This window comes from Streptomyces sp. NPDC059567, from assembly GCF_042735655.1.
Classification (GTDB): Bacteria; Actinomycetota; Actinomycetes; order Streptomycetales; family Streptomycetaceae; genus Streptomyces.
The window spans coordinates 84398-93608 of record NZ_JBHWBS010000002.1; the positions used below are offsets into that span (position 1 = coordinate 84398).

Annotated in this window: 6 protein-coding genes; 2 read left to right on the forward strand and 4 right to left on the reverse strand. The window is 75.2% G+C overall.

All coding sequences use genetic code 11. The features are described from left to right. The first annotated feature begins 252 nt into the window (after positions 1 to 252). On the forward strand, positions 253 to 4134 hold the full coding sequence (locus ACFVZW_RS01800; RefSeq protein WP_384515209.1) for a trypsin-like peptidase domain-containing protein: 3882 nt from the start codon (positions 253 to 255) through the stop codon (positions 4132 to 4134). Positions 4135 to 4165: 31 nt separating this feature from the next. Beyond that, entirely contained in the window at positions 4166 to 5122 is a 957-nt protein-coding gene (locus ACFVZW_RS01805) for a bifunctional riboflavin kinase/FAD synthetase (RefSeq protein ID WP_384515212.1), read from the forward strand. Between the two features lie 78 nt (positions 5123 to 5200). Here the strand turns inward: ACFVZW_RS01805 and ACFVZW_RS01810 are convergent, their stop codons facing one another. The 4 genes from ACFVZW_RS01810 to ACFVZW_RS01825 form a co-directional block, all read right to left on the reverse strand. After that, entirely contained in the window at positions 5201 to 6178 is a 978-nt protein-coding gene (locus ACFVZW_RS01810) for an ABC transporter ATP-binding protein (protein WP_384515566.1), read from the reverse strand. 98 nt (positions 6179 to 6276) lie between these two features. Further along, entirely contained in the window at positions 6277 to 7242 is a 966-nt protein-coding gene (locus ACFVZW_RS01815) for an ABC transporter ATP-binding protein (RefSeq protein ID WP_384515214.1), read from the reverse strand. Beyond that, positions 7239 to 8123 (reverse strand): ABC transporter permease, encoded by an 885-nt coding sequence (locus tag ACFVZW_RS01820; RefSeq protein WP_383552966.1) that lies wholly within the window; start codon positions 8121 to 8123, stop codon positions 7239 to 7241. Before ACFVZW_RS01820 ends, ACFVZW_RS01815 begins: the two co-directional genes overlap by 4 nt. After that, positions 8120 to 9148: an ABC transporter permease gene (locus ACFVZW_RS01825; protein ID WP_384515218.1), complete on the reverse strand. Its 1029-nt coding sequence runs from the start codon at positions 9146 to 9148 to the stop codon at positions 8120 to 8122. The genes ACFVZW_RS01820 and ACFVZW_RS01825 overlap by 4 nt, the downstream gene beginning before the upstream one ends. Positions 9149 to 9211: the final 63 nt, after the last annotated feature.

Here is a 9211-nt window from a genome sequence, read left to right on the forward strand (position 1 = left end):
ACTCGGCCCCCCCCCCCGCGGGGGGGCGTTTGCGTCGGGCCCCCTCCCCCCCGGGCGGGCGGCCGGGTGTGGTGGGGGGGGCCGCGGGGCGCCCCCCCCCCCCCACGATCCCCCTCCGGGGACTGTCTATCCACTCCGAACCCCTCATTCACCCCTACGGGCAGGCGCTCGGAGTGAAACGGGGGAGCACTGGGGGGCGCGTTCGTCCCGTGCGCTTCTCGGAGTGATCACCGCAGACCTACCGTCGTCACCATGGGACGCGGGGACCTGGCGACGCTGGTACGGATCTGCGATCTGTCGGGCCGACCGCGAGGAACGGGCTTCGTCGCCGACGACCGGGGCACCGTCGTCACCAGCCACGAGGCCGTCGACGGGCTCGTACGGATCGTGCTGCACGCCGCCGACGAGCGGATGTGCCTCGCCGAGGCCGACGCCATCACAGCCCTGCCCGAGAGCGGTCTCGCGCTCGTACGGACCGAGGGGCTCGGCGTCCGTCCGCTGCCGGTCTCGGCCCGGACCGAGTTCGAGGCCGGAACGTACGTACGGATCGCCGCGCACGGCTGGCGCGAGGCGCGGATCCTGGGCGGCGCGACCGTCACGTACACCGCCACCGACCGCTTCCACGTCCTCGGTCACGCCCTGGAGCTGGCCATCGGCACCGAGGGCGCGGAGGCGCTGCGCCTCGGCGGGCGGGCGGCCGGGGGGCCGGTCGTGGACCCCGAGACCGGAGCCGTGGTCGCGGTCCTCGGCACCGCGCTGCACGGCGACCACCGGGGCGCGGCCGGTTACGCGGTCTCCCTCGCCGCCGTCGAGCCGCTGGCCGCGCTGCTGCGACGGAACGCGGCGATCGTTCCCTGCTACGGCCAGGACCTGAACCTGGCGGGCGTCCTGGAACTCACCGCCACCTCACTCGGCTCCGCCGGCGGCCCCAGGGGGTGGACCGAGCCCGTCGAACGGGCCGTGTGCGTCCGGGAGTTCGCCGCGTTCGCAAGGGGCGGCGCGCGGGTCCTCGCGCTCGTCGGCGCGCCCGGCACCGGCCGCACCACCGCGCTCGCGGCCCACTGCGCCGACCGTGCCAGGGGCGCCGAGCCCGCGCCCACCGTCTGGCTGCGCGGCGCGGACCTGCGCGCGGAGGACACCTCGGTCGCCGACGCCGTCGCCCGTGTCCTGCGCCAGGCCGGCCGGATCGTCGCGACGACCGGCACGCGCGGCGACGCCACCACCGCGACCCCGGAACGGGCCGCCGCCCTCGCCCGCGAGGCGGGCCGCCCGCTGCTCGTGATCCTCGACGGCCCGGAGGAGATGCCCCCGGCCCTCGCCCACCGCCTCCCCGCCTGGACGACGGGCACGGAGTCCTGGCTCAACACCCACGGCGCCCGCCTGATGCTCGGCTGCCGCCCGGAACACTGGGACCAGGCGAGCGGCCTGTACGCGCCGGAGTCCCTCCACGGGGGAGCGCGCGGGTCCGGGGTGGGGCGTCGGGGTGGCGCCGAAGCGGACGCCGGCACGGGGCACGGGGCGGGGCCGGGCGACGGGGGCGGCGGACGCGCGCCGGTCCACGTGCCGAGGTCGCCGGCCTGCGCCGCCGGTGCTGTGCCGATCGGGGACCTGACCGAGGGGGAGGCCGCGCCGGCCCTGGCGCGGTACGGGCTCCGTGCGACCGATCTGGGGATCGAGGACGCGCGGCATCCGCTGGCGCTGCGGCTGCTCGCCGAGGTGCGCGAGGCGCTGCCCGGCGATGTGCCCGGACGCCCGGGGCGGGAGGAGATCTTCGGCGCCTACCTGGACCTGATGTGTCTGCGCGTCGCGGTACGGATCGCGGCCGGGTCCCGTCCCCTCCCGCGCGGCGCCGCCGTACGACGGCTCGCGGCGCGGGTGGCCGGGCAGGTTCACGAAGCCGCGCGCCGGTGCCTCGGACCGGGGCAGGGGGAACTGGACCGCGAGTCCTTCGAGGAGATCTTCCCGTGGCGGACCGGCTGGGCGTCCGCCGTCCTCACGGAGGGCCTCGTCGTCCCCGCCGGATCCGGCTACCGCTTCGGCCACGAGGAGCTCGCGGACTGGATCCAGGGCGCTCACCTGGACGTCGACGGCGCCCTGCACGCGCTCGTCCACCGCTGGCACGAGGGCGCGCCGGTCGGGCTCCCGTCCCGGCCCGGGGCGCCGCGCGCCATGCCGACAGGACACGCGCCCCCGCCGTCCGGCGCGCACGGCAGCGGTCCGGAGCCCGCGCGCCCGCTCCCCGTACCCCGCCATCGGATCGGCCCGGTCGTCCAGGCCCTGCTCCTCCTGGACCGCGAACAGGGCCCGGCCGCGCTCGGGCGCCGGCTGACGGCCCTGGCCGACGCCCTCGACCGCCTGTCCGCCGCGGGCCGGGAGTCCACCGACGCGGCCTGGTGGGGCGCCCGGCTCCTGTCCCAGACCCTGCTGCGCCTCCCCGACCTCAAGCCGTACCTCCCGGTCCTGCGCCACCTCGCCGACCACATCGGCACCAGCGGGCCAACCCCGCCGACGCCGCAGGCACCCGCCCCGACTCCCGTGCGGGACCACGATCAGTCCCCTGGCCCGGCACCCGGCCACGGTCCCGGCTTCAGACCGGGGAACGTGCCCGGACACGCCCCGCCGTCCGGGCCCGTGCCCGCCCAGCGGGCCCCTGCCCGGTCCGCGGCGCGCACCCACCCGCGGGTCGGTCCGCCCGCCGGGCCGCAGGCGCATCCGCCGGCCGACTCGCCCGGGCCCGCAGGCCCGCACGTCCCCGCCCCCCGCCCCACCGCCTTCGCCCCCTTCGGGCCCGCCTTCTGGGAAGCGTTGCGCATCGGGGAAGGGGAGCGGATGGACCTGCTGCGGCGGCTCGTGCCCGCCGATGTCCCGCCCGGGGGTGAGGCGACGCCCCGGTTCCTCGACGTCGTCGCCGCTCGGCTCGTCGCCGAGCCCCGGGGTGTGCAGCCGTTGCTCTGCCGGTGGTTCGGGGACGGGCGGGCGCTCGCCGCCGCGCCGGACGCCACCGTCGCCACCGCCGCGCAGGCGCTGCTGCACACCCACCGGGGCCTCGCCGTCGACGACCTCTGCGAAGCCCTCGTCGCCACCGCCCATCCGCTCGCCGACGGCCTCCTCACCGCCCTCGCCGAGGACGAGCCGTCGGCCGTGTGCCGGGCCGTCGACCGGTGGGCGCACGACGACGGGCGCCCCGCCCGCCGGGCTGCCGCCGCCGCGTACGGATGCCTCGTCGCCGAGCACGCCACGACCGGACCCGACCGCGAACTCCTCCGCTACACGGCCCTGGCCCTGCTCGCCCGCCCCGGTGACGCCGCCCTGCACGGCCCCGCCCTCGGCCTCCTCGTCCGCGACCCGCACACCCGCTCCCGCCACCTGCCCCGCGCCCTCACCGACCCCCGCGTCCCGGCGTACGCGCTCGCCGCAGCGCTCCCCACCCACCCCGAAGCGGTCCTCGCCGCCTTCCAGGCCCGCCTGCACGGCCCGGGCGAGGCCGCGGGCGAGGTGCTCCGAGCCCTCGCCGAGGTCACCACCCCCGCCCTCGCCCGCCGCGCCGCCGCCCTCGTGCGCGAGTACGTCGACCGCCACCCCGACGGCGCCCGCCACGCCGCCGCCTTCGTCGACCGCCGCCTCGAACACGGACCGGCCGCCCGGGCGATCCTCTTCCCGCTCGTCACCGGTCTCCTCAAGAACCGTCCCGTACAGGTCCGCAGCGCCCTCGCCCCCGTGTTCGCCGCCCCCGGCACCGGCGCCTCCCGCCTCCTGCGCAACGAACTCCTCGACATCCTGCTCGACCACGAGCGGTACGAGGCCCGGGACCTGGCCGTCCTCGACGACCTGCTGCGCGCCGCCGCCGTCGGCTGCGAGCGGCGCACCGAGGTCCGTACCCGCGACCTCGTCCACCGCGCCGGCCTCCTCCTGGTCCGTACGCCCGAGGGCGCCACCTGCCTCGACCGACGGCTCGTCGAGCTCGCCCGCGAAGTCCCCGCCTTCGCCGTCCAGCTGGCCGGCTGGCTCACCGCCGCCCCGGCGGAATGGGCCGCCCTCCTCGGCCCCGGCGCCCGCCGTACGGTCCTGAGGCTCGGCAGTTCCATGCCGATGCGGGACGACGGCCGTGGGCATGGCAGTCTTAGACCTGCGTAATCGGCGAACAGGCGGACGAGGAGCGGTCACAGTGCAGCGCTGGCGTGGCTTGGAGGACATCCCCCAGGACTGGGGGCGCAGCGTCGTCACCATCGGCTCCTACGACGGTGTGCACCGCGGGCACCAGCTGATCATCGGGCGGGCGGTGGACCGCGCCCGCGAGCTCGGCGTCCCCTCGGTCGTCGTCACCTTCGACCCGCACCCCTCCGAGGTCGTACGGCCCGGCAGCCACCCGCCGCTGCTCGCCCCGCACCACCGGCGCGCGGAGCTGATGGCCAAGCTGGGTGTGGACGCGGTGCTGGTCCTCCCCTTCACGGCCGAGTTCTCGCAGCTCTCCCCGGCGGACTTCATCGTGAAGGTCCTCGTCGACAAGCTCCATGCGAAGGCCGTCATCGAGGGCCCGAACTTCCGCTTCGGACACCGGGCCGCCGGCAACGTCGCCTTCCTGGCCGAGCTGGGCGCCACCTACGACTACGAGGTCGAGGTCGTCGACCTCTACGTGAGCGGTACGGCGGGCGGCGGCGAGCCGTTCTCCTCCACGCTCACCCGCCGCCTCGTCGCCGAGGGTGACATGGAGGGCGCCGCCGAGATCCTCGGCCGCCCGCACCGCGTCGAGGGCATCGTCGTCCGCGGTGCCCAGCGCGGCCGCGAGCTCGGCTTCCCGACCGCCAACGTCGAGACCCTGCCGCACACCGCCATCCCGGCCGACGGCGTGTACGCCGGCTGGCTGACGGCGGCGGGGGAGCGGATGCCGGCCGCGATCTCGGTCGGCACCAACCCCCAGTTCGACGGCACCGAGCGGACCGTCGAGGCGTACGCGATCGACCGCGAGGGGCTCGACCTGTACGGCCTGCACGTGGCCGTGGACTTCCTGGCGTACGTTCGCGGGATGCTGAAGTTCGACACCCTGGACGACCTGCTGGAAGCGATGGCCGACGACGTGAAGCGCTCCCGCGAACTCACCGAGGCGTACGACCGGAAGAGCTGACGGAGACCGCCGGCGCCGGTCCGGGGCGAGCCCGCCCGGCAGCTCCGGACCGGCGCCGCGCGGACGCCCCACCGCCCGTCAGCCCCCGCTCGTGACCTCCGCCCCTGCGCGCACCCAGTGACACGCCACGTCCCGCGCCCCGCTGCCGCCCAGTATCGGCAGCTCCTCGCCGCGACAGCGGTCCGCGACGGCGGACGCCTCCCCCGAGGCCAGGACCTGGCAGCGGGCGTGGAAGCGGCAACCGGAGGGGATGCGGGCCGGGTCCGGCGGCTCGCCGGTCAGGATCACCGGATCGCCCCCGGACTCCGGCAGGACCGACAACAGGGCCCGGGTGTACGGGTGCTGAGGTGACGTCAGCACGGACTCCACCGTGCCCGTCTCCACGATCCGCCCCAGGTACATCACCGCCACCCGGTCCGCGATGTTCCACGCGAGCCCCAGATCGTGCGTGACGACGAGCGCCGACAGGCCCAGTTCGTCCCGCAGGCGCAGCAGCAGCGCCAGGATCTCGCCGCGCACCGACGCGTCCAGCGAGGCCACCGGCTCGTCCGCGACGATCAGTTCGGGCTGGAGGACCAGCGCGCCCGCGATGACGACCCGCTGACGCTGCCCGCCGGACAGCTCGTGCGGGTAGCGCAGGAAGAAGCGCTCCGGCGGGCGCAGTCCGGCCCGTGACAGGGCCTCTCCGACGGCGGCCCGCTCGTCCCCCGCGTAGCCGTGGATCCGCAGCCCCTCGGCCACGGCGTCGTACACCGTGTGGCGCGGATTCAGCGAGCCGCTGGGGTCCTGGAGGACCAGCTGCGCCCGCTTCCGGTACGCCTTGAGGGCGCGGGAGGTGTACGACAGCGGCTCCCCGGCGAAGGTGACGGTCCCGGACGTGGGCGGCACGAGACCGAGCAGCGAACGGGCCAGTGTCGTCTTGCCGCATCCCGACTCGCCGACCAGCGCCACGATCTCGCCCGCGCCGATGCCCAGGTCCACGCCGTCCACCGCGCGGGCGGCCGGCGCGCCCCGCCGCCCGGGGAAGGTGACCCGAAGGCCGGTCGCCGACAACAGGGGTACCGGCGGCGCGGGTGCCGGCGGCTCGGGGCTCGACGCCCCGGCCCGGACCGGCGAGCCCGCCTCGGACGCGCCGCCGTCGGGTGTCAACGGATTCACGAGCCACTCCCTACGTGTACGCAGGCCGCCCGGCGCCCCGCGCCCGCCTCCCGCAGTTCCTGGTCCTGCTCGCCGCACACCTCCACCGCCATCGGGCAGCGCGGGTGGAACGCGCAGCCGGCCGGCAGATCGGCGGGGTCCGGCGGATCACCGGGCAGCCCGCGCGGGGCCCGCCGGGACGCAGGGTCGCCGATCCTCGGGAAGGCCGAGGACAGCGCCCGCCCGTACGGGTGCTCCGCCGCGTCGTAGACCGCCCGCGCCGGGCCCTCCTCCACGACCCGCCCGGCGTACATCACCGCGAGCCGGTCGCAGGTGTCGGCGAGGACAGCGAGATCGTGGCTGATCATCAGCAGACTGATCTCGTCGTCGGCCACCAGACGCTCGATCAGCCGCAGGATCTGCGCCTGGATCATCACGTCCAGCGCCGTCGTCGGCTCGTCGGCCACGATCAGCCGGGGACCGCAGGCGAGCGCCATCGCGATCATCACCCGCTGGCGCTGCCCACCGGACAGTTCGTGCGGATAGGCCGCCGCCCGCGCCGCCGGCAGCCCGACGTGCTCCAGGAGCTCCCCGACCCGCTTGCGGGCCGCCGCCGGGGTGGAGCGCCCGTGGGTGAGCAGCGGCTCGGCGATCTGGTCGCCGATCCGGTGCACGGCGTTCAGCGAGTGCATCGCCCCCTGGAAGACGATCGACGCCCCCGCCCAGCGCACGGCCCGCAGCCGTCCCCACTTCATGGCGAGGACGTCCTCGCCGTCGAGCAGGATCTCCCCGGTCAGCCGGGCCGACGGCGGCAGCAGGCGCAGCAGCGCGAGCGCCATCGTCGACTTCCCGCAGCCCGACTCGCCCGCGACCCCGAGCTTCTGCCCGGCGGCCAGGGTGAGATCGACCCCTCGCACGGCGGGGACGGCGGCCGCTCCGGACCCGTACGTCACGCTCAGATTCCGTACCTCCAGCAGGCTCATCGCCCCACCCCCAGCTTCGGGTTCAGTACGGACTCGACGGCCCGCCCGCACAGCGTGAACGCGAGCGCGACCAGCGCGATCGCGATCCCGGGCGGGGCGAGGTACCACCAGTGACCGGAGGAGACCGCGCCCGCCTCCCGCGCGTCCTGGAGCATTCCGCCCCAGGACACCACCGTCGGGTCGCCGAGGCCGAGGAAGGCCAGCGTCGCCTCGGTGAGGATGGCGGTGGAGATGCCGAGCGTGGTCTGCGCGAGCACCAGCGGCATCACGTTGGGCAGCACGTGCCGGCTCATGATGTGCCCGTGTCCGCCGCCCAGCGCGGTGGCCCGTTCGATGTACGGCCGGGACTCCACCGCGATCGTCTGGGCGCGCACCAGCCGGGCGGTGGTCGGCCAGCTGGTGACGCCGATCGCGAGGATCACGGTCCACATCGACCGGGACAGCACGGTCGCGAGGACGATCGCGAGGACGAGCGTCGGCATGACCAGGAACCAGTCGGTGATCCGCATGACGACGGTCGAGAACCAGCCGCCGTAGTGGCCGGCGATGATGCCGACGAGGGTGCCGATGGCGACCGACAGCGCCGCCGCGAGGAGACCGACGAGCAGCGAGATCCTCGCGCCCCAGAGCAGCAGACCGAGCAGCGAGCGCCCGAACTGGTCGGTCCCGAGCGGGAACTCGGCGCTCGGGGACTCCAGGGCCGTGCCCGGCGCGTTGGTGACCGACTGCACGTCGGCGCCGACGATCAGCGGCGCGGCGAGCGCGAGCAGCGCGATGACGGCGAGCCCGGCCAGACCGTAGAGACCGGCGCGGTGGGTCCGGTACTGCTTCCAGAAGCGGGACACCGTACCGCGTCGGCGTTCCCATACGAGAGAGGTCATCGGCCCACCCGGGGATCGAGCAGCGGATAGAGCAGGTCGGCGATCAGGTTCATCACGATCATCGCGCCGGCGAAGACCACGAACAGGCCCTGGACGAGCGGCAGATCGGGCACGCTCAGCGCCTGGTAGAACAGCCCGCCGAGCCCCGGCCAGGAGAACACCGTCTCCACCAGGATCGAACCGGCGGCCACATGCCCGAGGTTGATGAAGACCATGGTCACGGTCGGCAGCAGCGCGTTCGGCACGGCGTGCCGGCGCCGTACGACGTCGTCCCGGAGCCCCTTGGCCCGCGCGGTGGTCAGATAGTCGCTGCCCATCTCGTCGAGCAGCGAGGAGCGCATCACCAGCAGGGTCTGCGCGTAGCCGACGGCCACCAGGGTGAGGACCGGCAGCACCATGTGGTGCGCGACGTCGAGGACGTAGGCGAAGCCGGCCTCGCCCGCGCCCGACTCCATGCCGCCCGTCGGGAAGAGCCCCGGGATCGGGCCGATGCCCACCGAGAAGACGATGATCAGGAGCAGTCCGAGCCAGAACGAGGGCACGGACCACAGGGTGAGCGCGACGCCCGTGTTGAGCTTGTCGCCGAGACCGCCGTGGTGCCAGGCGGAGCGGGTGCCGAGCCAGAGCCCGAGCGCCGAGTAGATCACCACGGCGACGCCGGTGAGCAGCAGGGTGGCCGGCAGCTTCTGTGTGATGAGGTCGCCGACCGGGGCGTGGAACTGGTACGAGGTGCCGAGGTCGCCGCTCAGCGCCTTGGCGCAGTAGTCGGTGAACTGCTGCCAGAGCGGCAGATCGAGCCCGAACTGCCGGCGCAGGGTCGCCAGCTGTTCGGCCGAGGTCGGCACACCGTGCGTCATCGCCTTGACCGGGTCACCGGGGATGATCCGGAAGAGGAAGAAGCTGGTGACGAGCACGGCGAGCAGCGAGACGGCCGCGCCGCCCAGCTTTCCGGCCACGTAGCGGAGGTACTGGAGGGTCGTACCGGTGCGGGAGGCGCCGTCCCGGGGGGGGGCGGGACCGCACACCCACGCACAAAGCCACCGCGGTGGGGGAGTTACACAGAGCAAGACAAGATCTGGGAGGGGGCG